Here is a 25,605-nt window from a genome sequence, read left to right as displayed (position 1 = left end):
AAGGAACGATAATCATGATAAATACCGGCGAACTGTTGCTGGAGGTAGAAGGATTGCAGAAAAGCTTCGGAGAACGGCTGGTTCTAAGCGGCATTGATCTGCAGGTGGTTAAAGGGGAAGTAACAGTTATTCTCGGCCCGTCCGGCTGCGGAAAAAGCACGCTCCTGCGATGTCTTAACGGGCTGGAGCCCGTGCAGGGCGGAAGAATCAGCTACCATGGCCAGGATCTGGCCGGACCCCAGGTGAATTGGCGTGAAGTCAGGCAGCGCATCGGGATGGTGTTTCAGAATTATGAGCTGTTCCCGCATATGACGGTGCTGGACAACATTCTGCTCGGACCTCTCAAGGTGCAAAAGAGAGAACCGAAAGAAGCGCGGCAGCAGGCAGAGCAACTGCTGGACCGGGTCGGGCTGCTGGACCGCAAGGATGCTTATCCCCGGCAGCTGTCCGGAGGACAGAAGCAGCGGATTGCGATTGTACGGGCGTTATGTATGAACCCCGAGATTATGTTATTCGATGAAGTAACGGCTTCGCTTGATCCTGAAATGGTGCGCGAAGTGCTGGATGTTATTCTGGGACTTGCCGAACAGGGCATGACGATGATTATCGTGACCCATGAAATGGGCTTTGCCAAGTCTGTTGGTGACCGGATCGTATTTATGGATCAGGGCAGCATTTGTGAGATCGCGGAGCCGCAGCAATTTTTCACCCAACCAGCGACAGAGCGTGCACAGCACTTTCTGGATATATTTCAGTATTAAAAATCATAGAAAACAGGGGATGAAGAGGAATGAGAAAAGGGATGAAATGGGCAGTATCATTTATGGCAGCGGGTTTATTGCTGGCGGGCTTAACCGCTTGCAGTAATTCGGATAACAAAGATAATAGTGCAGGGCCGGCATCATCTAAGTTTGCTTCTATTGAACAGCTGAAGAAGGACGGCAAGGTCCGGATTGGTGTTTTTGCGGATAAACCGCCATTTGGATATGTGGATGCTGACGGCAAGAATCAGGGCTTCGACGTCTATATCGCCAAAAGATTCGCCAAGGACCTGCTCGGGGATGAATCCAAGGCGGAATTCGTTCTGGTAGATGCGGCCAGCCGCGTCGCTTACCTGGAATCCAATAAAGTAGATATCATTATGGCTAACTTCACCGTAACGGATGAAAGAAAAGAAAAAGTGGATTTTGCCAATCCGTATATGAAGCTGTCCTTCGGGATCGTATCCCCTGACAGTGCACCGGTTACTTCGATTGACCAGCTGAAGGAGAAAGGCCAGAAGCTTATCGTTGCCAAAGGAACCACAGCAGAAACTTACTTCACCAAAGAGTACCCGGACATTGAGCTGCTGAAATTTGACCAGTACACAGAGATCTTTGCAGCACTCAAAGACGGACGCGGTGCAGCGATTGCCAACGATAACACCGAGCTGATCGCCTGGGCGAAGTCCAATCCCGGCTTCACGGTAAGCATCCCGGCGTTTGGCGGACAGGATACGATTGCCCCGGCAGTAGCCAAAGGCAACACGGAGCTGCTGAACTGGATCAATACAGAGCTTGAAACCATCGGTAAAGAGCAATTCATTCATCAGGCTTATAGCGATACATTGAATGAGGTCTATGGAGAAGGCTATACTGACGAGCTGGTAGTTGAAGGCGGTAAGGTAGAGTAATTTAGCCGCGCTATGGCGTCAGGTCTGAGGAACTGGTACGAGATCAGATAGTGAGCATGAAAAGGCACCCTTGCGGGTGTCTTTTTCGTGGAATTTCTCAGGCGCGGGATAGAGCTAAGCGAACTAATCCTATATACTAAGTTTAAAATTGGATGATAGTGAATCGAAAGAGTGTGCAAGAAACACTGTAGACATAAATGTTGTACGTTTTGCAACTTTGATTGATGGATAGCCGGGTGATCGGGAGGATTGTTGTATGAAATACAAGAATAATTCTGCTGAGCCGTTTGAAAGAGATGAAATGCTGCAGTTTGTACAACAATTGTGGATTTGGGCCGGTATGAGGAGGGAAATGTTGTATTATGTGCAGGATTTCATAGAATGGTGCCGGATCTCTGCCTCAAAAAGCGGATGAATCGGGGAATTCCCGAAAGCGACAAATGAGAGGCATAAATGCCTCTCATTTTCCTTTAATTACGCAAATAAAAGTGTCTGGAATGGAATCAAACTCTAGTAACTGACAAAGAAATTACCCAGCTTGTTTAGTTCGTCGGCGCAGGTGCGGTATACTTCAGGAATGTCTTTGGAATAGGACTCTCAAAGGTGAGGATTTCCCCGGTAGTCGGATGAACGAACGAAAGTACGCGGGCATGCAGTCCGAGACGGCCGACAGCTTTGGTCTCGGCGCCGTATTTCTTGTCGCCGGCAATTGGATGCCCGATGTCTGACATGTGGACACGGATCTGGTTCTTCCGTCCGGTCTCCAGGTGGACTTCCAGCAGGGAGAAATGGCGGTTGGCCTGGATCAGCTTATAACGGGTTACGGCATGCAGCCCGTCCCCTTCATGCGGACTGGAGTACATCTTCAGCGTAGACGTCTCCTTCAGCCAGGAGCTGATGGTGCCTTCGGATTTCTTGACTGCGCCTTCCACCAGCGCCACGTAGGAGCGTTCCTTGACGGTCTCTTTCCAGCTGTTCTGCAGGGACTGCTGAATCGCCTCGCTTTTGGCAAACATCATGACTCCTGAGGTATCACGGTCCAGGCGGTGTACCACAAAGACGCGGTTCTTCGGATTCGTCAGGCGCACATGCTCCATCAATTGGCGGTAAGCTGTCAGTTCATTGTCTTCTCCGGTAGCAATCGACAGCAGTCCGGCATCCTTCTGAATGACGATGATATCATCATCCTCATGGACAATGGTCAGCCCGAGCATTTCTTTGGCTTCTGCATGCTTCTCCTGATCAATGGTCACGGTCTGACCGGGATGGAGCTGATGGTTATGCTGGGTTACCGGCTTGCCGTTTACCGATATCTGTCCCCGGGACAGCATCGACTTGACCGCATTCCGTCCCTTATTCGTAATCGTCTTAAGCAGGTAAGGCAGCAGCTCTGCGGGCTCGGACACCGTATAGGATTTTATCTGTGCAGGTGTTTTGGTTGTTGTTGTGGCAGGTGCTCCCGGTCTTGCCCCCGGTTTATGGTTAGAGGTCTTGTTCCCCTGATTTCTGGTTCCTGATTTAGGCTGAGCCTTGGAGGCTGCTGCGGGCTTCACGCCCCGCTTGGAACCCTCTTTCGGATTTCTTCTTGTATTCATGCCTGCATTCTCCGTCCTGTAATATTGTACTCCTCAATATACCATGGGCCGTGAAGAAATACTACGGAGGGTGCCGGGACAGCTATACATAAATGATCAGCCCGATAAGGATAGCCAGGGAGATGACGCCGTAGGCCCATCCCAGAACCATAGCGTATTTTTTCTCCCGGAGCCAGCCTTTGCTGTTGTAAATCCGGGCATCTACCGCCAGCAGCATCAGTGTGGAGATTAACATTATGATAACCAGACTTCCGAACAGGCGGACCATGCGGATCGCTCCCTTTTAAATATAGATACATGAACTTAATTACTGGTTATTGGTCTTTCAGTCCCACTCTCCGGATATGAAGCTTCATTTGAATGTCTATCTCAATGCTGCCATACAGGCTTTCCCAGTCATCTTTGTCATGGATATGCTCTTTCCAGTAGGCAGGATGGTGACTCCGGATCATTTCGCCCATGCCAAAAATATCGGAGTGATCCTTCTGGGTCTGCTTAACCAGTCCGGTCAGTATGCTTCGGACCTGTTCCTCGAAATCCCGTTCAATTTCCTGCAGCTTGGCGGATGAGTCGACAGGGATATTGCTGCCATATTGCTCATCGAGATCGGCCTCCAGGAAGACCTGATACGACAGAACCGGTTTGCCGTCCTTGATGTAGCTCCGCGTCCGGGTGAACCGCTCATTGATTTTGGTCATGACGATACCCATCTTATTGGTATGAAAGAGGGTAGAATAACCTCCCGGGTCGATTCCCTGGAGTGCCATGAAGCCGCCGATTTCAATCGGAGCGGTCTTGTTGACCATTCTTCCGCCGCTGAAATAAGCCAATCCTTTGATCAGGATATTATCTCTATTGCGCAGTGCGACATAAGGCAAGTACGCGCTCTGGCCCCACTTGGTATCCGCCGACCAGAATGTGCCGATATAATCCCGAGGGAACTTCCCGGAGGACACCGACTTTTCCATCATGGACAAAATATAAAGTGTGGGCACACGCTGAAGCGGCGGATTCACATCCATGAAATCAGAAGCTTTGCCTTCGGATACCAGCAGCCAGGTCCTGCGCCGGATTTCCGGATTGCGCCGGAGATAGTCGTTGAGTTCTTCGAGATTGCCCCGGGCGATATCCTCGCTGATGATAATGATCCGCAGGTGAACCAGATAACGCGGGTCGGCAATCTGCTGCTGCAGATTGTTCATGGCATCGTCGAGTGAAATGCCGCGCACGCTAACTACCCAGACCGGGCTGGTCTTGGCGTCACCCGGGTTGCCTCCTCCGCTTCCGGGACCCAGGGGAACTCTGCCGGGAACCGCAATCTGTGCGGTCACACTGATCATTTCTGCAGGCAGATTATCATGGTTAATATGGGTGACTTCGTCTCCTTTCTCTGCCTCTTCGGCCGAGATCTTATCGATGGACAACCCGAGTACAAGCGCCCGGTCTTCAATTTCTACCTGATCCCAGCAACCGCTTAGAACAGGGGCAGCCATAGCCAGCATTAGGATTAGGGCGAATGAGCGCGGAAGCCTTCTGATCATGAGGAGGCCTCCTTCCCGGCGCGCCGGATGAAGTAGGCCATCCATAGCAGCAGCGGATATCCAATCATCAGTACCATTCCGGCATTGCCCAGGTGAAGAATCCATTCATAGGCCTCGAAGACATTGGGGGGCAGCATCGCCAGAGCAAAGATCAGCGGCAGCAGTATACTTGCGGCCATACTCTGATCACGGAGAGCGAACAGGTTCTGCATCAGGTAAGCGGATATGTAATACGTAGTGTACACCGTTGTATAGACCGAAATGACCCAGATAATGATGAAGATGGCATCCAGCCGTTCAAGAAAACCCTCACCAAATGCTGCGGAACGCGCCATTTCCAGCGTGGGATAGATCAGCAGCTTGGTCTCCTCCGCACCAAACATTCCCACAGAGGCAATCACGATCAGTACATAGATGGCACCCGACATGATTATGGCCAGCGCGCCAGCACGGAATGCGTGCTTCGGCTTTTCCATGAAAGGAATCAGCAGTGTAATCACGAAGGAGCTCTGGAACAGATAGCTTGCCTCCCGTGCACCATTCCAGAATTCGAGGGTAGGTGACATTAGAATGGGCTGCAGATTAAGCAGATCAACGCTTTTCAGGGAGATGAGGATCGTGAGTACGATGGAGCCGACAATCAGCGGCAGGTAGAAAAAATGGATATACGAGAACTTCACAACATTGCGTCTGGAGGAGAGCAGGCTAACGAGCAGCATCAGAAAAATGGTGGCTTCAATTGGTGTTTTTTTATACAGCACGGTTGTGGCGACATCTCCGAACTGGCGTGTAGTGATCCCTGTCAGCGTAATAAACAATATCAGAATTACGGCGGTGAAGACGGTGGCTAGCGGACGTCCGATCAGCCTGCGGCTGAACACAAAGAGGGACTCTTTGGGGAAACGCTGGCACAGGGAGGCGAGCAGCCAATAGCTGAGGAAAGACAGGATGACGCCGCTGAATGCGATGAAGGGCGCGCTGCTGTTCCCGGCTAAAGCCATGTAACGGGGGAAACTGAGAATCCCGACACCGATAATGGTGCTACTGATGACGGCGGCTGCGCGTAGCGTTGTGATCTGCCGGAGACTGTTCACTGGGTTCACCTTCCTGCCTGAGGATCTGATCTACATGTACTGCGGGAACATTGCGGGACAGCCTGTCATTATTCTGGGCATGCAGGAAGCTCGGACGGCGGCGCATCCACCACAGCGGCACACGTACCAGCGTATCCTTCAGGTCACGCCATTTGCCGGGAATGAAAGGGGACATATACGGGACGCCGAAGGATTCCAGGAACAGAAGATGGTTCAGAATGAGAATCGTACCGATCATCACACCGTAGAGGCCGAACATTCCGGCCAGTATAATCAGCGGAAATCTTAGCATCCGCAAGGCAATAGCGGCATTATAGGCTGGAGTGGCAAAAGAACCGATGGTCGTCAGCGCCACAATCACCACGGTAATCGGACTGGCGAGTCCGGCACCTACTGCTGCCTGTCCAATCACGAGAACGCCCACGATGGATAAGGCGCCGCCGATCATCTGCGGCAGACGGATCGTAGCTTCACGCAGCACCTCCATGGAGACCTCCATGATCAGCACCTCCAGAACGGCAGGAAACGGCACACCTGCTCTTCCGCCCGAGATAGCCACAGCGAAATCCGTCGGCATTAATTCGGGATTAAACGAGATCACAGAAACATATAACGCAGGGAAAAAAAGTGAGAAAGACAGCGCGATGAGACGGATTATACGGATCAGGCTGCCCATAATGAAACGCTCTGTGTAATCATCTACCGTCTGAAAGAACTGGTTGAATAGAGCAGGGACGATTACAGCAAAGGGAGAACCGTCGACAAGCATGGCAACCCGCCCTTCCAGCAGAGCGGCAACCGTCTTGTCGGGCCGCTCTGTGCATTGCACCTGAGGGAACGGGGACAGCGGCTGGTCTTCAATGAACTGCTCAATGTATCCGGCATCAAGAATTCCGTCGGTATCAATCATTGAGATTCTGCGCATCGCTTCAGCAACGAGCCCGCTGTCGGCAATGCTCTCGATATAGCATAAGGCCACCCTCGACTGGGTACGGGTTCCGATCGGGCTGATTTCAATCCGGAAATCTGTGCTCTGAAGCCGGTAGCGCAGCAGGGACAGGTTGTTCTCCAGCTTCTCTACGTACCCTTCACGGGGTCCGCGGATGACCTGCTCGGTCTGCGGCTGCTCCACACCGCGCATATCAATCTGGCGCATATCGAGCACAAGGGCTTCGGGCACTCCCTCTATCAGCAGAATCAGCTCACCCTTCACGGCAGCGTCCGGCAGCACAGAAATGTCTGTAGTGGTTGTTCCCTGAGTTACCTGGACGGCTGTGCTCCAGATATAATGGATCATACCGGCCATATGCTCCGGAATTTCCTTATGCCCGGTGGGCCCGGCCATTAAAGGTTTAAGGACATGCTCGCGCACCTGCTCCGTATTAACCAGTGAAGAGAAGAAGAGCATTACGGCCTGGTGGGCTCCGAAGAGCTGGAAGTCGCGGACTACGAGGTCGCCGTTGTCACCAAGCCGTGCCTGCAGCGCTTGTAAATCGGCCTGCAGATTTCCTGTAAGCGGACTTTTGTCAGGCTCCGGAGGAGAAGCTTGCTGCTGCTTATGCACATAAGCGGTATATTTATCTTTCCAGGCTTGCAAATGGCGGCCTCCTCAGCAGTACAATTCGAATGTATTTCTATAAAGTGTTGCTTGATCGCGTGATTTTTATGTAAATTTTATGTAACAGGCCCAAAAGGAGTGCTAGGATATCTGCTTCAAGCGGTTGCCTAAGTACCCTGTTGCCCGGTAAACTAAAGGTAGAAAGTCTTAAGGAGTCAGAAGAGATATGAAGATGCAAGGATCACTAATGGAGCAAGCGCAGGCTGAACTGCAAAAATATTACGGGTATCCCGATTTCCGGGAAGGCCAGAAGAAAATTGTGAACAATCTGCTCGAAGGCCGCGATACGCTGGGCATCCTGCCTACCGGAGGCGGTAAATCGATCTGCTATCAGGTTCCGGCACTGCTGCTGCCGGGACTTACACTTGTTGTATCCCCGCTGATCTCGCTGATGAAGGATCAGGTGGACGCCCTTACTACTGCCGGGATTCCGGCTGCCTATATCAACAGCACCTTAAGCGGCAAGGAAGTGAATGACCGGATCCGCGCCGCCCGCCGGGGCGAGCTGAAGCTGCTCTATGTGGCGCCGGAACGTCTGGAGCTGGACTGGTTCCGCCTGGAGATGGCAGGGCTGTCGATCTCCTGCGTGGCTGTCGATGAAGCGCACTGCGTATCGCAGTGGGGCCATGATTTCCGTACCAGCTATCTGGCGGTGTCGCCGTTTGTAGAGGAGCTGCCGCAGCGGCCGATTCTGGCTGCTTTTACCGCTACCGCTACACCTGAGGTTATGGAGGATATGGTCCGGCTGCTGCGTCTGCGCGATCCGGGCGTCTTCATGACAGGACTTGGCCGTGATAATCTGGCCATGCAAGTGCTGCGCGGAGAGAATAAGCGTGAATTCGTACTGGACTACACGGCGCAGCATTCGCATCAGCCGGGTATCGTCTATGCCGCCACCCGCAAAGAGGTTGATGATCTCTATCAGCGGCTGCAGGCGACGGGAGTCGCCGCCGGCCGCTACCATGCCGGGATGAGCGACCAGGAACGGGCCGAGAACCAGGAAGGGTTCCTGTATGACGATATCCGCGTCATGGTTGCCACGAATGCTTTTGGGATGGGGATCGACAAATCTAACGTTCGTTATGTCATTCACTACAATATGCCGAAGAATATGGAGGCTTATGTCCAGGAGGCCGGACGTGCCGGCCGCGACGGGGAGCCGAGTGACTGTATTCTGCTCTTCAGTGCGCAGGATATTATGACGCAGAAGTTCCTGATTGAGCAGAATCCGCAGGACACAGAGCGCAAAGCCAACGAATACCGCAAGCTGCAGCAGATGATTGATTACTGCTACACCACCCGTTGCCTGCGCAGTGCACAGCTGGATTATTTCGGCGAGAATCATGACGATGATCCGTGCGGCATCTGCAGCTCCTGCACCGATGAACGGCAGCTGGTAGACATGACGGTGGATGCGCAGAAGATCTTCTCCTGCATCCACCGCATGCGTGAACGCTACGGGGTGGCGCTGGTATCCTCAGTGCTGAAGGGCTCACGCAATCAGAAGGTGCTACAGTACGGCTTCGAGAAGCTGCCGACCCACGGGGCGATGTCCGGCCGCAGCGAGAAGGAAATTACCGAGAGCATCAATGTGCTGATCTCGGAGGGTTATCTGGCCTTGTCCGAAGGCCAGTATCCGGTCGTGCGGCTGCAGCCGCTGGCAGCCGAGGTGCTGCGCGGCCAGCGTGAGGTCCACCAGCGCGTGGCCCGCACGCTTGTCACCTCCGGCACGCGGGACCGCAGCCGTACGCGCGACCATTCGCCGTCGGCCGTCAACGAGACGGTCTTCGAGCAGCTGCGCCTGATCCGCCGCGAGCTGGCGGGGCGCGAGCATGTGCCGTCCTACATCATCTTCAATGATGCGACGCTGCGCGAGATGAGCGTGGTTTGTCCGCAGACGGAAGCGGAGATGCTGAGGGTGAAGGGTGTCGGCGAAGTGAAGTACCGTAAATACGGCAAGGCATTCCTGGAGTTTTTTCAAAATGAAATGTAAAGAAGGTTATAAGGCATGAGAATCATCCTGGCCACATTAAATGCCAAATATATTCATACGTCGCTGGCGATCCGGCTTCTGAAGGCGTACAGCGAGCATGAATTCGAAGATATCCTTTTGGCGGAATACACCATCAAAGATCCCTTGATGAATATCGTGTCGGACCTTTTCCAGAAGCAGCCGGATGTGATCGGCTTCTCCTGTTATATCTGGAACATTGAAGAAACGGTCAAGCTGGTCGCGATCCTCAAGCAGGTGATGCCGGAGGTGAAGATCGTACTTGGCGGGCCGGAGGTGTCTTATGAGCCGCTGTACTGGATGAAGCGGGAAGCCGGAATCGACTTCGTAGTCAATGGGGACGGGGAAGAGACCTTCCATCATCTGCTGCAGGAGATCCGGGATGAACACAAGTATCATTTCGTATACGGCGCTGCCTACCGCAAGGGGGAGGAACTGATCGTCAACCCGCCGCGTCCCAAAAGCGACCTTAATACCCTGCCGACGCCCCACCGTTTCGCGGAGGATCTGCCGGAGCTCAGCAAGCGGATTGTGTATTTTGAGACAAGCCGGGGTTGTCCCTTCAATTGCCAGTTCTGCCTGTCCAGCATCGAGGTAGGCGTGCGTTATTACGATATTGAACGGGTGAAATCCGATCTGCTCTATCTGATTGAAGGCGGGGCCAAGGTGATCAAATTCCTCGACCGCACCTTCAATATTAACCGCAATTACGCGTTGGAAATGTTCCAGTTCCTGATCGACAATCATCAGGGCTGTGTGTTCCAATTCGAGATTACAGCAGATATTATGCGTCCGGAGGTGCTGGATTTCCTGGCGCAGAATGCGCCGCCCGGAGTTTTCCGCTTCGAGATCGGTGTGCAGTCGACCAATGACGAGACCAACGAACTGGTCAAACGCCGCCAGAACTTCACGAAGCTGTCCCGCACGGTAATGAAGATCAAGGCCAGCGGCAATATTGACCAGCATCTCGATTTGATTGCCGGACTGCCGATGGAGGATTACTCGACCTTCCGCAAGACCTTCAATGATGTATTCGCCATGGAGCCGGAGGAGCTGCAACTGGGTTTCCTCAAAATGCTCCGCGGCACCGGGCTGCGCGCCCAGGCAGCCAAATATGACTATACGTACATGGAGCATGCGCCGTACGAAATTCTCAGCAGCCATGTCATGCCGTTCTCGGACATTATCCGGCTGAAGCGGCTGGAGGACGTGCTGGAGAAGTACTGGAACAGCCAGCGCCTGGCTCATTCGGTCAAATATCTGATCCGCCATGTCTTCCCGTCACCATTCGATTTCTTCCAGGAATTCGGCGACTACTGGGAAGCGAGGGGCTGGCAGAAGATCGGGCATCAGCTCGAGGATCTGTTCACCCGGCTGCATAATTTCCTCACGGACCGGGGGACGGCGTCCATGGACATCATCACCGGACTGATGAAGCTGGATTATTTCCTCGGCCACAAGTACAAGCCGCGCAAAATCTGGTGGGATGAGGTGATGGGCAAGTCAGAGTGGGCCAAATACCTGAAACAGATTGCCGGGCAGCCGGAGCTGATTTCGGCCAAGCTGGCCGAGGCGGGCTTAAGTGAGCGTGAGCTGCAGAAGTACATCGTACTGGATGTCCTGCCGTTCCGGCTGGAGCCGGTGCTGGATTCGATCAGCGGGCTGCGATTTGACGGCTTGGCTGGTGCTGAAGGCGAAAACGCTGGCACGCTTGAGAGTTCAGCGGACAGCGCGGATAGCAAGCCGGGAGCGGGAGCTGCAACAGAAACAGCAGGTGGCCTCGCGGATAAACGGGCGGGAGCTGCAACGGACATAGCAGGCAGCCATGCGGATAAAGGGGCGGGCAGTACGGCCGTAGCAGAAGCGGCAGAGAATGCGGCGGTAGCTGTGGCCGGGGACATAGTGCCGGCTGTGACGAATGCGCATCCCGGTTCCAGTGGCGGCAATACGCTGCTGATCGTGCTCTATCAGCAGGACGAGAGCCAGCGGGCGCAGTATTACACGCTGCCTATATAGCGGGAAGCCAGATGCTGAATCAGCATAAACTTGCGGCTATATAACCCGCACTGGGGACTACAACCCAATCAAACAAGTAACTGATCAATCGCTTCGGCTATGGGACAAGCCGGAATTGCCCGACTCCTCATACTGATTCCCAGATTCGTTGCTGGCAGAATTAAACTTTTTAAGTTCGCGCTTGTATCGGCATAAATGTTGTACGTTTTGCAACTCGGATTCCTAAATACCAGGGTGTTCAGGCGGATTGTTGTATGAAATACAAGAATTTTCCCCGTAAGTGCTCTGGAAGAGGAGAAATGCTGCATTCTATACAACAATTCTGGATTGAGGCCAGTATTATCAGGGAAATGTTGTATTTTGGGCAGCATTTCAAGAAAAGTAATAGTAAACAGCTTAAGTTTGGCTCATGGGAAAGATGCTGTTTGGGGGAGGGATGTAAGGATGAGGCTGGATCAGCGCATTACATTGTTCAGGTATGAAGAGAAGCATGAGGAGACATTCAAGGACCAGTTGCTGAGCTTTCAGCTTCCTCCGGAGCAGGCGGAATTTACCGGACTGCCGGAGCAGACGCTGCAGGATGCCTGCACGGATGCCGGCAAAATGGGAGTCGTCATTGCCCAGGGAGACCGGGCGGTAGGCTTCTTCGTTCTTCATACAGGCGAAGGTATCGCAGACTTCTTCCAAGACTACTCCGGCGCAGTGCTTCTGCGCGCCTTTCTGATGGATTTTGCCTGCCAGGGACAGGGCTTCGCCAAAGCAGCGATGGCCCTGCTGCCTGATTTCGTCCGCCGCCATTACCCGGAAGCACAGCAGATTGTGCTGGCCGTTAATGAGCGCAACATCCCTGCCGGACAGCTATACGCCCGGGCAGGGTTTCAGGATTACGGGCTGCGGCGCAGCGGGAGCAAAGGGCCGCAGCTGATTTTACAATATGAGCTGGCTACTGAGCCCGTGGCTCCGGCTGCCCATGGATGAGGGGGAGATCCTTCACAATCGTCTGACGGAGCTGTTCTCCCGCAGTGCGCTGCTGATGGATATTTTCAAGCGTGCGCAAGGGCTGGCACCTTTTCCTTATTATATTGGAGCAGGGTGTCTGGTTCAGTCGGTGTGGAACGAGCTTACCGGGCGGGATCCGGATTACGGAATTGGTGATATTGATATAATCTACTACGATGGGCATGATTTGAGCTATGCTGCGGAGGACCGGATGATCGCCAACGGACGTGAGCTGTTTGCAGGTATTTCTATTCCGGTGGATCTCAAGAACCAGGCCCGGGTTCATCTGTGGTACCGTGATAAGTTCGGTGTAGAGCTGGCACCCTACGCTTCCCTGGAAGATGCAATTAACAGCTGGCCGACAACGGTCACATCGCTGGGGGCGAGACTCAGCAGCGAGGGGGAGTGGCAGGTATACGCACCGTTCGGTCTGGAAGATCTGTTTCAATTAGTCCTGAGGCCGAACAAGGCGTTAATCAGCGAGGACGTCTACTTGAATAAGACACGGAAATGGAAGTCGAAATGGCCGGAGCTTACGGTTGTCCCATGGGGGCAGTGAAGCTTCGGCTTTTTGCTGTGTTCATGACGTTCTACTACATCAGCAGATGCGATATGAAGAGCGTGGCAGGCTTCCATTAAGAAATACGACCGGGTAGGATTGTGTAGCAGGAGGAGCGAATAGATTTAGTACCAAAAAAAGATGCAGGGGGATTTCAATGACACAGTTTTATCTCATTCGGCATGGTGAACCCGAGTGGAACATCAATGAGCAGTACAAATTAAAGGGCCATGGCCGGGATCTGGTACCTCTTACGGAAGCAGGAGTGAACCAGGTATATTGGACAGCAAAGGATGAGCGTTTAAAAGAAGCAGAAGTGATTGTCTCTTCTCCCTACACGAGAGCACTTCAAACGGCCGCTATTTTATCCAAGGAACTCGGTTTAGACATAAAGGTTGAATTGGATTTAAGGGAATGGCAGCCTGACTTAACCTTCGAATATGATTCCCTGGAGCGGCTTGCAGAGCTGGGGAACGATTATGATACTAATCATGGAGTGTATCCTCCCGGGGTAACCAAGCTTTGGGAGTCCAAAGAACTGCTGAAGAACCGCGTGGAGAAGGTGATCGATCAATATCTCGGATTTAAAAAAGTGATCATTACCGGACACGGCATGGCTTTTCGTACCCTGGTAGGAGAGGTGGGAGAAATTCCGCATGCTTCGATTACCGGATATAATAAAACGCAGGCTGTAATAGAAACAACGCAATTGTAATTGGTGGTATCCGGTGTTAATATCAGGAATGAGATGCCTATAAAGGAGCATAAACCGTATCATGTGGATGACTCTGTAAAGATTAACAAGTCTAAAGAATGCCTTTAATAGCGAACGCACTATTGTATTAGGCATGTCTTTTTTTAATCTTACAGGGTATGCAGGATAAGGTGTGTCATAAAGCCACTTCTGCGGATACCTTTGGGTATCCGCTTTATTTTTACGGGAATAACGCATCTCCCTTGATTCTTACCTGCCTATCCTCCTAAAAATGAATGGAGGAACTACTATATGCAAACTAAATTGATCTTAATCGAGGGCTTACCAGGCTCCGGGAAATCAACCGCGGCTCAGCTGGTACATGAAATTCTTACAGAGAGAAATCTTAAGGCCAGGCTATTCCTTGAAGGAAATTTGGATCATCCTGCTGATTATGATGGAGTCGCTTGTCTAGATGAAGTTGAATACGATGATCTATTGAGCGCCTATGAGGAGTTTAGGGATTTATTAAGCCCATATACATGGAATCAAGGGAATAGTTATTTCGTGGAATACCGGAAACTAATCAATGCACACGGTTCAAGTATTCCAAATGAAATGCTGGATACTTTGGTGAAGCACGATGTGTATGAATTGCCGCTACCCCGAAATAGGGAACTGATTACGGCAAAATGGAAGCAGTTTGCGGAGAGTGCCTTAAATGGCGCTGACCTTTATATTTTTGATTGTTGCTTCATACAGAATCCTGTAACCATGGGAATGATCAAACATGATGCCGCCAAGGAAGACGTCACAAGTTATGTTATTGAACTGGCAGCCATTGTAGAAACGCTGAATCCGCTTCTGATATACGTTGACCAGAACGATCTTGATTACTCCTTCGGCAAGGCTGTTGAAGAAAGACCCCGGGAATGGTCAGACGGGTTTATTGACTATTACACCAAACAAGGGTTTGGCAAAAAACAGGGGTATATCGGGTTTGAAGGAACTCTGAAGGTGCTTAAGGCAAGAAGGGGACTGGAAGAAAGGATCTTTAACGGCGTAAATATAGCTAAGACAAAAGTGAACAATTCTTCATATGATTTAGATGTGTACAGAGAGGTTTTAGTGAAGATATTATCAGAACATTTTGGCCTGGAAAAAGAATCTGTTTAGTACGGCTTAACTTAAGAGCCATCAGACTCGTGAATCTATTGCAGAAAGTCCAATCAGGGATGACCGATACCGTTCTCAAGCAGAGAGCCTAGCAAATAATTGTATTTCGTGCAGTTAAAATACGGCGAAAAGCCGGATGAGCAGGGATAACTGTATTCTGTACAATTAAATTAGAGAATAATGCGCTTTTATGGCATAGGAGCATTTTATAAGTGTATAGAGTGCAATTAAAACTCCTTCTGCGCAGAAAAAGATCGTTTTAGTTGTACATTTTACAGTTAAAGCTTGAGGGGGAGTCTCATACCGGGATGCGCAATTCCGCGGGGATCCTGCAGAAAATACAGCAATAGTTGCTGCTGCAATGTCAATCAGGTGGAGACACCCTGGGTAGCAGCAGAACTTTGGCAGCATAACCGAAAACGAGGCACTCCGTCAGGTACGGGGTGCCTCGTTTTATTTTGGATACATTCGATTTAAGCTACTGACATTTCTCAGCATTTCCCCCTGCAGATTACACGAATGGTCAGCCCGGGCGCCAGAGTCAAAGCGCCATTGAAGCTAATTCGCCGTAGGCTGAAGCCGCATGGAGCCGGCAGGGAGGTGGCGGGCAAGCCAGTCCAGCACATCGGCGGTGACCTCATCCCGGTTGACCTCGTTCAGCATCTCATGCCTGCCTTCAGGGTACAGCTTGCACTCTACGTCCTGTATTCCCTGCCTGCGGTACAGTTCGGCCAGACGCTTCACCCCTTGACCGTTCATCCCCACGGGGTCTTTCTCCCCGGCGAACAGATAGACAGGTTTATCTCTGCACAAGGTTCGCAGGGTGGCCCTGGTATGAAGCTCCCGCAGCATATGGAAGAAATCCCGGAAGAAGCGGGTAGTGCAGATCGCCCCGCAGAACGGGTCGGAGATGAAGTGGTCCACCTCCACCGGGTCTCTGCTAAGCCAGTCAAAGGCGGTCCTGACAGGAGAGAAGGCACGGTTATAAGCGCCAAAGACAATGCCGTTCAACAATACGCTGCGATGGTGGTCTCCCTGCAGCCTTAGCTGCATTGCCGACAGCGATTCTGCCAGCCGCAGCATGCTCCGCGGACCGTTGGTACCGCTGAGAATGAAGCCGCTGTAAATTTCATTACCTTCTTCGCACATCAGCTTCTGGGCCAGGAAGGAGCCCATGCTATGGGCGAACAGGTAAATCGGCACATGCTGATGCCGGGAGCAGGCGATTCCCGCAAGCTGCAGCAGATTGCGGCGCATCCAGTAGAAACCGTTCTCCCCGGTATCGCCTAGCAGATTGACTTGGCCGGCGGTGAGGCCATGGCCCCGGTGGTCATTGGCATACACCGCATAACCGGCTGCGGTGAGCGCGGACGCAAAACGGGCATAACGCGCAGCCGTTTCACACATGCCGTGAGAGATCTGCACGATCCCTCTGACGTCAGCTCCAGCTTCCGGCAACCATTCATAGACATGGATTTTGACACCTAGTGGATCGGTCATCGTAAAAGTGTTCTCTGTCATCGCCGTCCTCCTGAAAGTTAAATTCAGCAATCCTAGCGTAAGAGTACTTCGTTAAACTAAATCTGCCCGGTATACCAGTTATGGTTGCTTACGGCAGATAAGAGCGGAGAACCGTGGACATGCCTTCGATGCTGTAGGCGCCGAGGCTGGACGGGAGCAGGTAGCATTCGCCTGCTGCATAAGGCTGGGAGCCGCCTTCCCAGATCAGGTGGCCGCTGCCTTCACAGATCACCAGAATAGTGAAGCTGTCGTCCGTGGTGGCAAGCTGCCATTCACCGGAAACCACACCTTTTTCAACGATGAAATAAGGGGAGGAGGCGATTTGCAGCCATTCACAGGCCACTGCACCGTCTGTCTTCATCGAGGTCGCGCCTGCACCTTCATAGGCAGTAACATTCAGGGAATCCTCAATATGCAGCTCACGCGGTTTGCCGTCCAGGCCGGGACGGTCGTAATCATAAATCCGGTATGTAGTGTCGGAGTTCTGCTGGATTTCGGCTACAACGACACCTGCGCACAAGGCGTGAACGGTGCCTGCGGGAATATAGAAAGAATCTCCTGCCGCTACAGTCACTTCCTGCAGGCTGTCCATAACGGTCCCGTTCTCAAGTGCATCCTGCAGAACCTCGCGGGTTACGCCTTCTTTCAGACCGTAGATGATTTTGGCGCCCGGCTTGGCATCCAGCACGTACCACATTTCTGTTTTGCCCAGTTCGCCCTTGGGTAATCCGGCATAATCATCAGTAGGGTGTACCTGTACGGAAAGATTGTCATTGCAATCGAGCAGCTTGATCAGCAGCGGGAATCTTCCGCCGTCTTCCGTAATGCCCTTGCTGCCGAACCATTCATGTCCGAACTGCTCACGGATGGCATCCAGACCTAGTCCGGCGAGCTCGCCGTTCACAACAGAAGAGGTTCCGTTCGGGTGGTCAGCGATCATCCAGCCTTCGCCGATATGGCCTTCCGGCAGCTCCAGGCCGAATTTCTCCAGCGCACGGCCTCCCCAGACACGTTCTTTGAACTCCGGCTGAAATTTCAGAGGATATGGTTTTGTCATTACAACATCTTCCTTCCTGATTATAGAATGTTTAAGACTTAATATTTAAACGGTACATCGGACTATAACCCAATAAGTAACCGGTCAAACGCTGGTCAGACCCTGGTCAACCAAGCTGGATCATATGTGACACGCTTAAGCTCACACATTATTGGCAGCATCATGGTTATGTTGTACTTATTACAACATTGATTGAGCGATACCAGGGTGATTGGCAGCATTGTTGTACAAAATACAAGAATTTTGCCGCTAAAATACTTGCAGGAGGAGAAATGCTGCCTTTTGTACAACAATTTGGATGGGAATCGCTATTTATGAAGAAAATGTTGTATTTCGTGCAGAATTTGTAGGACTATGCGCCGGTTGGAAGAACTCAAGCTTCTCACTGTCCGGTCCCTCGAAGAAGAAATAGCGGCTGCCGTTCGCGAGCTCTGAAATACCGGTCAGTGCCGGGATGCCGAGTCCGGCAAGTCTTCTGTGCTCTTCCTCAATGTCATCGACTGTGAAGGCGGTATGGCTTACCCGTCCTTCCTGCGGCAGACCCTCGAATGCCCGTTCAATCAGTTCAATCTCAACACTGGCCTGTCCGGGGAAGCTGAGAAAGGCGAGACGCACTTCATCTCCAGGCTGGCCCAGAATACCCTGAAGCGTCAAGCCGATGACCTCCTGGTAAAATTGCAGTGAACGCTCAAGAATGTCCACTTTAATGCCGACATGCTCCATTTTGGTTACTGCCATTTAGTGATCAGCTCCTTTTTTCTTCTCTACAGCTACAACATACGGGGCGGAATCGCGCTGCAGCTGGCGGTACACGATGGATTGCGCGTCCGGCTGGGCCAGTCCGGCGGCCCAGGCTTCCACGGCGGCAGCTTCACGGCCGCCGCCTTCGTGGCCGGGATACAGCACGGCCGTGATGATCCCGCCCGGGCGCAGCAGCAGCAGCGCCGCCTCCAGCGCGGCCAGCGTGCTCTCCGGCTCGGTGATGATGGTCTTGTCGGCATCGCCTGCAGGCAGATAGCCGAGGTTGAACATCACCGTCGAGACCGTTCCGCGCCAATCGGGCGGAACGGCTTCAGCCATTGCTGCATGGCTCCGCTGCAGCAGCGTTACGGGAGACAGCGCAGCAGGCGCTTCCTCCCGGGCCAGCCGCAGGCGCTCTCCGGCAAGAGCCAGCGCCGCGTGCTGGATGTCGAAGCCGTAGACCCCGCCGCGCGGCCCCGCCGCCTTGGCGAGGAACAGGGTGTCGCTACCTGCGCCCACGGTGGCGTCAATGGCCCGTCCGCCGGGGGCGAGCCGCTCGGCGGTTAATTTATGAGCAAAGCTAAGGACGGACATGAAGCCCATTAGCCCTTCCTCCAGTACTTACCCTGCCAGGTATCACGGGCAATCAGCTCGTGGTCAATGGCATTCAGAACTTCCCACTTCTTCAGGCTCCACATCGGGCCAACCAGGGAATCACGCGGAGCATCGCCGGTCAGGCGGTGGACAATCATGTCCGGCGGCAGAATCTCCAGCGAGTCGGCAATCAGCTTCACATACTCATCCTGCTCCAGGAATCGCAGCAGGCCGGCTTCGTACTGCTTCACCATCGGCGTTTTGCGCATGAGGTGAAGCAGGTGGATTTTGATCCCCTGCACGCCCATGTTGGCAACAGCAGATACAGTCTCCAGCATCATCTCATGCGTTTCCTGCGGAAGCCCGTGAATGATATGGGTGCAGACCCGGATACCGTGACGGCGGAGCTTCGCAACGGCTTCGGTATAACAGGCTGTATCATGCGCCCGGTTAATCAGATCGGAGGTGGACTGGTGGATGGTCTGAAGACCCATCTCCACCCACAGATAGGTGCGCTTGTTCAGATCGGCAAGGTATTCGACCACATCATCGGGCAGGCAGTCCGGCCGGGTAGCAATGGCGAGACCGACCACACCCGGCTGCTGCAGGATAACCTCATAATATTCCCTTAGCTCCTCAACGGGAGCGTACGTATTAGTGTAGGCCTGGAAATAGCCGATATATTTGGCGTTTGGCCATTTCAAGTGCTGGCGGTCACGTACATTGTTGAACTGGGTAACCAGATCATCGCGGCGGCTTCCGGCGAAATCACCAGACCCTCTGGCGCTGCAGAAAGTGCAGCCTCCTTTGGCGATGGAACCGTCACGGTTTGGACAGGTGAAGCCGGCATCCAGCATGACCTTGAACACCTTGGTATCCATCTGATCACGCATTTCATAGTTCCAGGTATGGAACCGTTTATCCCCCCACAGAAGCGGAGAGGAGGTCTGTAGAAGATTAGACATGTGCAGCTCCTTTCATTAACCTTCCCATTGTATCAAAAATCAAAGAAGAGCGTAACAATTACTCCCGGAAATCCGGCGGAAAAGAGCTAGAAATAGGCAGGAAACAGCCGGGATTTCGCTTGTAAATGCTTACACAATATGTTATATTTAAAGTGTAAAAAAGCCGCTGCAGCAACCACAATCACATTTTTGAATTCATAATTTCGTGTCGTCCGGTCCATAATAAACCATAGAGGTGATAACGATGAATTCTCCAACGGTGTTTCCCGATAATAAAGGTTCGATTGATGTGCAGCTGACTCCCGATGAGGCCCTTGCCCTGACAGGCGTGGAATTTAACGGCAACCACAAGATTAAGACCGAAGCGCAGCGCAAGATCCGCAGTGCCTTCGAGAAGACATTTGATTTTAACGCTCCGGCAAGGTAGACTATGTACTGTTGAAAAGTGGACCCCAATTCCAAATACAACAAAAAGGGATTTTCCAACCGGCCTTTTTCAGGCTGGACGGGGAATCCTTTTTTTTGAATTTTTGCAGGGATATTTTCAGCTTCCTGCTTAAATCCCTTTACTTTTGACGGCAAGTTCGGCACAATATTGCAAGTGGCAGTTATCCTAGAGACTGCGACGAAATAAAGTACCGCTAATTTGTTGACAAAACTCCCAAAACCGTGGAGATTTTGTCAACAAAAGCGGGTACTAATTTCCTCGCAGCTCCCTATTCACAGATAATGCAATAAGAGATAAGCGGAGGAATACCTAATGCGTTTACGCGGAAGAAAAGGAATACGTGAAAGCCTTGAGGAGCAGACTGACCTGGTCATCCTTGATCCACGCAGCCTGAAGGGCCGTTGGTCGGAGCTTTTCGGCAATGATCATCCGATTCATGTGGAGTTCGGAATGGGCAAGGGGCAGTTCATCAGCCAGATGAGCTTCAAATATCCCGGTATCAATTTTATCGGCGTTGATATGTACGATGAACTGGTCCGGCGTGCAGCCGAGAAGGCCAGAAATGTGTGGGAGCCGGCAGGGGAAGAGACGCCGCCGAACGTCAGAGTGGCACTGGCCAATATCGATTATGCGGAGGAAGTATTTGCTCCGGGTGAACTGGAGCGGATCTACCTGAATTTCAGCGATCCGTGGCCGAAGAGCAAGCATGCCCGCCGGCGTCTGACGCATCCGCGTTTTCTCGACAAATACCGCGGGCTGCTTAGTCCGCTTGGCGAAATCCACCTGAAGACGGATTCCCGCAGCCTGTTTGAATTCTCCCTGAATGCTTTTGCCGACTATGGTCTGCAGATGAAGAACATTTCCCTTGATCTGCATGAAGGCGGCGTGATCAATGAAGAGCATGTCATGACGGAATATGAAACCAAATTTTACGGACGCGGTGTGAACATTCAGCGCTGCGAGGCCATTGTCGGGGAAGAGGCGCTGAAGCAGTATCAGGCCTCCCGGCTGGACAAATACCGCCTGTAGTCCTTTCGACATTATTAGCTGTATAGTGCAAATGGCAGTCCGGGGAATTCTCCCTGGGCTGCCATTTGCCGTTTATCATCCAATATAAGGAGGTGTATGCCTTAGGTCCCATTGTTCTATAAGAATGCGGGGGCTATTCCAGCATGTCAATGATGCTCTGGGCGCTTTGCAGCGGGTTGAACCGGGAAATCTCCTCCAGATGGGCTTGGCGTTTGGCCCGCACATCCCCGTAGTCGCCCAGCAGCCGTTCCATCCAACGGTCGACCACATCGAGGGAGCTTATCGGTTCCCCGAAGCCGGCGGCCGTGAAATAACGGCAGTTTTCTTCTTCCTGCCCCGGCAGCGGTGAATGGAAGAGCATAGGGATGCCCTTGGCCAATCCTTCGCTGCAGGTCATTCCGCCGGGCTTGGTGACCAGCAGGTCCGAGACCTCCATGAGCTTATCGACTTCACGGGTGAAGCCCAGCAGCTTGATGTTGGGGTGGCTGTAGCGCGGGTCTTCCTGCATTCCGCGCAGCAGCTTGTCATTCTGTCCGAGGCAGAACACAAGCTGCACCTTCTCCCGCCAGCCGGCGAGGGCTTCGTTCACCACCTCATCGTTCATCATGCCCCAGCCGCCGCCCATGACCATGACCGTAGGCATGTTCCGGAGGCTGAACTGCTTCTGGATCTCTTCCCGGCCGGGATGCTCCCAGAAATCGGGATGTACCGGCATACCGGTTACCCGGATTTTGGCGACAGCAACACTGCGGCGGCGGAGCTTGGCCTTGACCTCCGGTGTAGAGACCAGATAACGGTCTACTTCAGGACTGATCCAGCTGGCATGGGCGTCGTAATCCGTGATGACTGTGATCAGCGGCGCTTTCAGCGACGGGTCCAGCCGTTTCAGCCGGGAAACCACAGCGCCGGGAATGAAATGAGTGCAGACGATGATGTCCGGCTTCAGCTGCTTCACAATATTTTGCGTATGCGTATAAAATATGCGGTGCAGGGCAAGTGTGGTAAGACGATTGAATGATTTCTGGTGCCGGTAGACATAGCCCATCAGCCGGGGCTGGGAGATCACCGTCTTGCGGTAGGCAGAGACAATGATCGGCGCCATCTTGGGATTGAGGAAGCTTCCGAGCTCCAGCACCTTCGTCTGCACATCAGGCGACAATTTGCGCAGGCTGCTCGACAGCGCGTATGCTGCCTGGGTATGCCCTGCGCCGAAACCTTCGGACAGCAATAATACTCTTTTTTTGCGCAATGTATAGTTCACCTGTTCTTTAGTGGTATTCAGGGGTCCGCAGCCGGGAGGGCGTCAGGCCCATAGCGCAAGCGTGCCTGCGGCAACGCCGGAGCCGATTACCGCACCAGCGATGACATCGGACGGATAATGCAGCCCGAGATAGATCCGGGAGAAGCCGACCGTGCAGGCGAGCGGAAGCAAGATATAGGTCAGGGCAGGGTAGGCCATCATATAAGGAACCGTAGAGGCGAAGATAGCTGTAGTATGGCCTGAAGGAAAAGAATGATCCTTAAGCGGATTATGAAACGTATTGGTGCCCGGCAGCGCCAGATAAGGCCGCATGCGCGGATAGAGCTTTTTGGCAACGGCAACGGGCAGATGGCTTACAGCCAGTGCTGTCAGTGCCTGCAGTCCTGTAGTTCTCCATGGCTGTGGACACAGTGCCCAGATCAGAATATTGATACCGATGGAGCTCGTAGCTCCTCCGAGATGAGTGAGGTACCAGAGCCAGAAGTTCAGAAAACGGTTGTGCAGCCGTCCGTTAATCCATTGAAAGAGAAGCCGCTCCAAGAGATGCAGTTTCTTGAAAAAAGGTCTCATATCTTGTCCCTCCGTTAGTCCGGCTAAAGATATTTGGCGCAGCTTAAGCAGCAGGTTCCAAGACCTGAAGCTGTCTTTATCATACTTTTTTAAGGCAGTCCATTTCAAGAAAAAGCTCGGAATCACTCGAAAAATGCCAGTTTTGACTTGTGTACCCCAATGCGTCTACAATGATTCAAGCAGGAAGATCCCGTTTATAAGGTAACAGAGAAATAAGGATTCGGCCATGATCCGGATACCATGTTCATATCTTAGGAACGGGGCTATATACAATTCGGAAGCCTGCCCGAGAAAAAGGGATAATTCTTGTCTGCTGTAAGGGATGCAACAAAAGGGTCAGAAAGAACGTTAACAAGCCTGAGAGAGAAAGAGAACATCTAGACTTGGAAAAGGGGGCATCAAAAGATCATGACAGACGCATTGTTTGTTACGCTCCAAGTGATCTTGGCGGCAATTGCAGTTTATCAGTTTGCATTCTCACTGTTTGGGCTGCACAAGAAAAAGAACAAGGTTAAGTATGCGCCGCAAAAGTCATTTGCCGTACTGGTTGCCGCGCACAACGAGGAAGAAGTAGTCGGCGCGTTAATGGAAAATCTGAAGCAGCTTAATTATCCCCAGGAACTGTACGATGTATTTGTCATCTGCGATAACTGTACGGATAATACAGCAGCCATCGTACGGGAGCACGGCATGAATGCCTGTGTACGTACCAACACGAATCTTCGCGGAAAAGGTTATGCTATCGAGTGGATGCTCAAGGAGCTGTGGGCGCTGCCCCGCCAGTATGATGCTGTCGTGATGTTTGATGCCGACAACCTCGCGCATACCGAATTCCTGACCGAAATGAATAATGATCTATGCTCAGGCGGCCGTGTAATTCAAGGTTATATCGATACCAAGAATCCGGAGGATTCATGGATTACCGCTGCTTACGGCGTATCCTACTGGTACATCAACCGGCTCTGGCAGCTGTCGCGCCATAATCTGAATATGGCCAACTTCCTCGGCGGAACAGGCATGTGCTTCGAGACGAACCTGCTCAAAGAGATGGGCTGGGGGGCCACAAGTCTGGTGGAGGATTTGGAATTCACCATGCGCAGCGCTTCTAAGGGTGTGTATCCAAGATTCAACTATGATGCCAAAGTCTTCGATGAGAAGCCGCTTACGTTCAAGGCTTCCTCCAGACAGCGTCTGCGGTGGATGCAGGGGCATTTCACAGTCGCCCGCCGTTATTTCTTCCCTTTGCTGTGGCAGAGCATCAAAGAACGCAGCCTGACGAAGTTTGACTTGGCGCTCTATGGAGCGAACGTCTACATTGTGCTGCTGACGTTCCTGATGACGGCGGTAATGTGGATCGACAACTCCATGTTCGATGGTCCGCACATTGCTAATATTTACGGTCATTTGCCGCTCTGGCTGAGCTACTTTGCCATTGGCGCCAATATTCTGACCTTCCTGCTGGCCATGGCGCTGGAGAAGGTGAAGTTCAAGAAGGTATATCTGTACCTCCTGGCCTTCCCGGTTTATCTGCTCTCGTGGTACCCCATTACGTTCTACGCGTTCTTCACGCAGAACAACAAGCAATGGAGCCATACCAAGCACACGCGTGTGGTGCGGCTTGAGGAAGTGCAGAGCAAGCAAGTGTAGTATAATGCCTGATTGTTATCTAAGTATTTTTTGGGGAAGATATTGACACCGTTCGCTCAGTGTTGTATAGTATTCAAGTATGCAAAACATAGGGATTGCAAGCAGAAGCACCGGCTTCTCACCTGAACGGCTAAATTGCCGACTGGTTTTGATCTCAATGCTTTATGAATGGTTATAATTCATGAACGTTGATCAAACGGGGTGTCGGGGAGTTACCGGCATCCCTTTTTTATGGAGAACCGCATTACAAGAAGATCCGGAGGTGGAGTATTATCAGTAAGGAACATATGATCAATGATGAAATTCGGGCCAAAGAGGTCCGGCTGGTTGGAGCAGAAGGTGAACAAATCGGGATCAAACCGATCCGCGAGGCGTTGCAGATGGCGATCGATCTTAATCTTGATTTAGTCAATGTAGCACCGCAGGCGAAACCGCCGGTATGCCGCATCATGGATTACGGCAAGTTCCGTTATGAAACGCAGAAGAAAGAGAAGGAAGCGCGCAAGAACCAGAAGATCGTGGATATCAAGGAAGTCTGGTTCCGTGCTAACATTGAAGAACATGATTATCAGACCAAGTTCCGCAATGTTATCAAGTTCCTGGGCGAAGGCGATAAAGTGAAGTGCTCCGTTCGTTTCCGCGGACGTGAGATTACCCATGCGAGTATCGGCCAGAAGATCCTGGAGCGTGTGAAGAACGAAGTGGAAGATATTTCTGTTGTTGAGCGCCAGCCTAAGCTGGAAGGCCGCAGCATGATTATGATTTTGGCTCCTAAAGCCCAATAATCCTGGAGTCAC

At 52.2% G+C, this 25,605-nt stretch carries 25 protein-coding genes; 13 read left to right on the top strand and 12 right to left on the bottom strand.

What is annotated here, in order from left to right:
- Positions 1–14 precede the first annotated feature (14 nt).
- From NSU14_RS24255 to NSU14_RS24245, 3 genes are all read left to right on the top strand, one after another.
- A complete protein-coding gene (locus tag NSU14_RS24255) occupies positions 15–761 on the top strand; it encodes an amino acid ABC transporter ATP-binding protein (RefSeq protein WP_340947512.1) in 747 nt (248 codons plus the stop codon).
- 29 nt (positions 762–790) lie between these two features.
- Entirely contained in the window at positions 791–1,672 is an 882-nt protein-coding gene (locus tag NSU14_RS24250; RefSeq protein ID WP_340947511.1) for a transporter substrate-binding domain-containing protein, read from the top strand.
- A gap of 256 nt (positions 1,673–1,928) precedes the next feature.
- Complete coding sequence (locus tag NSU14_RS24245) at positions 1,929–2,087, top strand: hypothetical protein (RefSeq protein WP_156118557.1); 159 nt, start codon at positions 1,929–1,931, stop codon at positions 2,085–2,087.
- Positions 2,088–2,214: 127 nt separating this feature from the next.
- Here NSU14_RS24245 and NSU14_RS24240 read toward each other — a convergent pair whose 3' ends face one another.
- The 5 genes from NSU14_RS24240 to NSU14_RS24220 all read right to left on the bottom strand — a co-directional run bounded on the left by NSU14_RS24240 (position 2,215) and on the right by NSU14_RS24220 (position 7,499).
- Positions 2,215–3,267, bottom strand: coding sequence for an RluA family pseudouridine synthase (locus tag NSU14_RS24240; RefSeq protein ID WP_081969858.1), 1,053 nt, complete (start codon positions 3,265–3,267; stop codon positions 2,215–2,217).
- An 82-nt stretch (positions 3,268–3,349) separates the two neighbouring features.
- Positions 3,350–3,535 (bottom strand): CLC_0170 family protein, encoded by a 186-nt coding sequence (locus NSU14_RS24235; protein ID WP_042134467.1) that lies wholly within the window; start codon positions 3,533–3,535, stop codon positions 3,350–3,352.
- Between the two features lie 46 nt (positions 3,536–3,581).
- Positions 3,582–4,808, bottom strand: coding sequence for a Ger(x)C family spore germination protein (locus tag NSU14_RS24230; RefSeq protein ID WP_042134468.1), 1,227 nt, complete (start codon positions 4,806–4,808; stop codon positions 3,582–3,584).
- The gene (locus tag NSU14_RS24225; RefSeq protein WP_042134469.1) at positions 4,805–5,902 is read right to left on the bottom strand and encodes a GerAB/ArcD/ProY family transporter; all 1,098 of its coding nucleotides are present in this window, start codon (positions 5,900–5,902) and stop codon (positions 4,805–4,807) included. The genes NSU14_RS24230 and NSU14_RS24225 overlap by 4 nt, the downstream gene beginning before the upstream one ends.
- On the bottom strand, positions 5,850–7,499 hold the full coding sequence (locus tag NSU14_RS24220; RefSeq protein ID WP_083705118.1) for a spore germination protein: 1,650 nt from the start codon (positions 7,497–7,499) through the stop codon (positions 5,850–5,852). Before NSU14_RS24220 ends, NSU14_RS24225 begins: the two co-directional genes overlap by 53 nt.
- 187 nt (positions 7,500–7,686) lie before the next feature.
- On the opposite strand from NSU14_RS24220, the gene recQ reads away from it, so the two are divergent.
- The 6 genes from recQ to NSU14_RS24190 all read left to right on the top strand — a co-directional run bounded on the left by recQ (position 7,687) and on the right by NSU14_RS24190 (position 14,975).
- A complete protein-coding gene (gene recQ / locus NSU14_RS24215) occupies positions 7,687–9,513 on the top strand; it encodes a DNA helicase RecQ (RefSeq protein ID WP_340947510.1) in 1,827 nt (608 codons plus the stop codon).
- Positions 9,514–9,528: 15 nt separating this feature from the next.
- Positions 9,529–11,547 (top strand): B12-binding domain-containing radical SAM protein, encoded by a 2,019-nt coding sequence (locus NSU14_RS24210; protein WP_340947509.1) that lies wholly within the window; start codon positions 9,529–9,531, stop codon positions 11,545–11,547.
- Between the two features lie 444 nt (positions 11,548–11,991).
- The gene (locus tag NSU14_RS24205; protein WP_340947508.1) at positions 11,992–12,525 is read left to right on the top strand and encodes a GNAT family N-acetyltransferase; all 534 of its coding nucleotides are present in this window, start codon (positions 11,992–11,994) and stop codon (positions 12,523–12,525) included.
- Positions 12,482–13,105, top strand: a complete 624-nt coding sequence (locus NSU14_RS24200) for a nucleotidyltransferase family protein (RefSeq protein ID WP_256703733.1) — start codon at positions 12,482–12,484, stop codon at positions 13,103–13,105. The genes NSU14_RS24205 and NSU14_RS24200 overlap by 44 nt, the downstream gene beginning before the upstream one ends.
- 157 nt (positions 13,106–13,262) lie before the next feature.
- Positions 13,263–13,820, top strand: coding sequence for a histidine phosphatase family protein (locus tag NSU14_RS24195; RefSeq protein ID WP_340947507.1), 558 nt, complete (start codon positions 13,263–13,265; stop codon positions 13,818–13,820).
- Between the two features lie 291 nt (positions 13,821–14,111).
- Positions 14,112–14,975, top strand: a complete 864-nt coding sequence (locus NSU14_RS24190; protein ID WP_340947505.1) for a hypothetical protein — start codon at positions 14,112–14,114, stop codon at positions 14,973–14,975.
- 558 nt (positions 14,976–15,533) lie between these two features.
- On the opposite strand, the gene NSU14_RS24185 is transcribed toward NSU14_RS24190, so the two are convergent.
- The 5 genes from NSU14_RS24185 to NSU14_RS24165 form a co-directional block, all read right to left on the bottom strand.
- Positions 15,534–16,496, bottom strand: coding sequence for an alpha/beta fold hydrolase (locus tag NSU14_RS24185; RefSeq protein WP_076242440.1), 963 nt, complete (start codon positions 16,494–16,496; stop codon positions 15,534–15,536).
- 88 nt (positions 16,497–16,584) lie between these two features.
- Positions 16,585–17,553, bottom strand: a complete 969-nt coding sequence (locus NSU14_RS24180) for a type I phosphomannose isomerase catalytic subunit (RefSeq protein WP_336102974.1) — start codon at positions 17,551–17,553, stop codon at positions 16,585–16,587.
- A 312-nt stretch (positions 17,554–17,865) separates the two neighbouring features.
- Positions 17,866–18,291: a VOC family protein gene (locus tag NSU14_RS24175; RefSeq protein ID WP_340947504.1), complete on the bottom strand. Its 426-nt coding sequence runs from the start codon at positions 18,289–18,291 to the stop codon at positions 17,866–17,868.
- On the bottom strand, positions 18,292–18,897 hold the full coding sequence (locus NSU14_RS24170) for a tRNA (mnm(5)s(2)U34)-methyltransferase (RefSeq protein WP_076248946.1): 606 nt from the start codon (positions 18,895–18,897) through the stop codon (positions 18,292–18,294).
- The gene (locus tag NSU14_RS24165) at positions 18,897–19,853 is read right to left on the bottom strand and encodes a TIGR01212 family radical SAM protein (RefSeq protein WP_039301554.1); all 957 of its coding nucleotides are present in this window, start codon (positions 19,851–19,853) and stop codon (positions 18,897–18,899) included. The genes NSU14_RS24170 and NSU14_RS24165 overlap by 1 nt, the downstream gene beginning before the upstream one ends.
- 244 nt (positions 19,854–20,097) lie before the next feature.
- Here NSU14_RS24165 and NSU14_RS24160 point away from each other — a divergent pair, with 244 nt between their 5' ends.
- Both NSU14_RS24160 and trmB read left to right on the top strand, forming a co-directional pair.
- Entirely contained in the window at positions 20,098–20,280 is a 183-nt protein-coding gene (locus NSU14_RS24160; protein WP_039301551.1) for a hypothetical protein, read from the top strand.
- A 333-nt stretch (positions 20,281–20,613) separates the two neighbouring features.
- Entirely contained in the window at positions 20,614–21,330 is a 717-nt protein-coding gene (trmB, locus tag NSU14_RS24155) for a tRNA (guanosine(46)-N7)-methyltransferase TrmB (protein WP_042134479.1), read from the top strand.
- Positions 21,331–21,463: 133 nt separating this feature from the next.
- On the opposite strand, the gene NSU14_RS24150 is transcribed toward trmB, so the two are convergent.
- Together NSU14_RS24150 and NSU14_RS24145 are read right to left on the bottom strand one after the other, a co-directional pair.
- Positions 21,464–22,579, bottom strand: a complete 1,116-nt coding sequence (locus tag NSU14_RS24150) for an MGDG synthase family glycosyltransferase (protein ID WP_340947503.1) — start codon at positions 22,577–22,579, stop codon at positions 21,464–21,466.
- Positions 22,580–22,633: 54 nt separating this feature from the next.
- Positions 22,634–23,161 carry a phosphatase PAP2 family protein gene (locus NSU14_RS24145; protein ID WP_340947502.1) on the bottom strand — a complete coding sequence of 176 codons (528 nt, stop codon included), beginning with the start codon at positions 23,159–23,161 and terminating at the stop codon, positions 22,634–22,636.
- Positions 23,162–23,569: 408 nt separating this feature from the next.
- On the opposite strand from NSU14_RS24145, the gene NSU14_RS24140 reads away from it, so the two are divergent.
- Together NSU14_RS24140 and infC are read left to right on the top strand one after the other, a co-directional pair.
- Complete coding sequence (locus NSU14_RS24140; protein ID WP_042134481.1) at positions 23,570–24,808, top strand: glycosyltransferase family 2 protein; 1,239 nt, start codon at positions 23,570–23,572, stop codon at positions 24,806–24,808.
- Positions 24,809–25,095: 287 nt separating this feature from the next.
- On the top strand, positions 25,096–25,593 hold the full coding sequence (gene infC / locus NSU14_RS24135) for a translation initiation factor IF-3 (RefSeq protein ID WP_039301536.1): 498 nt from the start codon (positions 25,096–25,098) through the stop codon (positions 25,591–25,593).
- Positions 25,594–25,605 lie beyond the last annotated feature (12 nt).

The organism is Paenibacillus sp. FSL R10-2771, assembly GCF_038000205.1.
Lineage (GTDB): Bacteria > Bacillota > Bacilli > Paenibacillales > Paenibacillaceae > Paenibacillus_AQ > Paenibacillus_AQ phytohabitans.
This window is presented reverse-complemented; position numbering and strand designations above follow the sequence as displayed.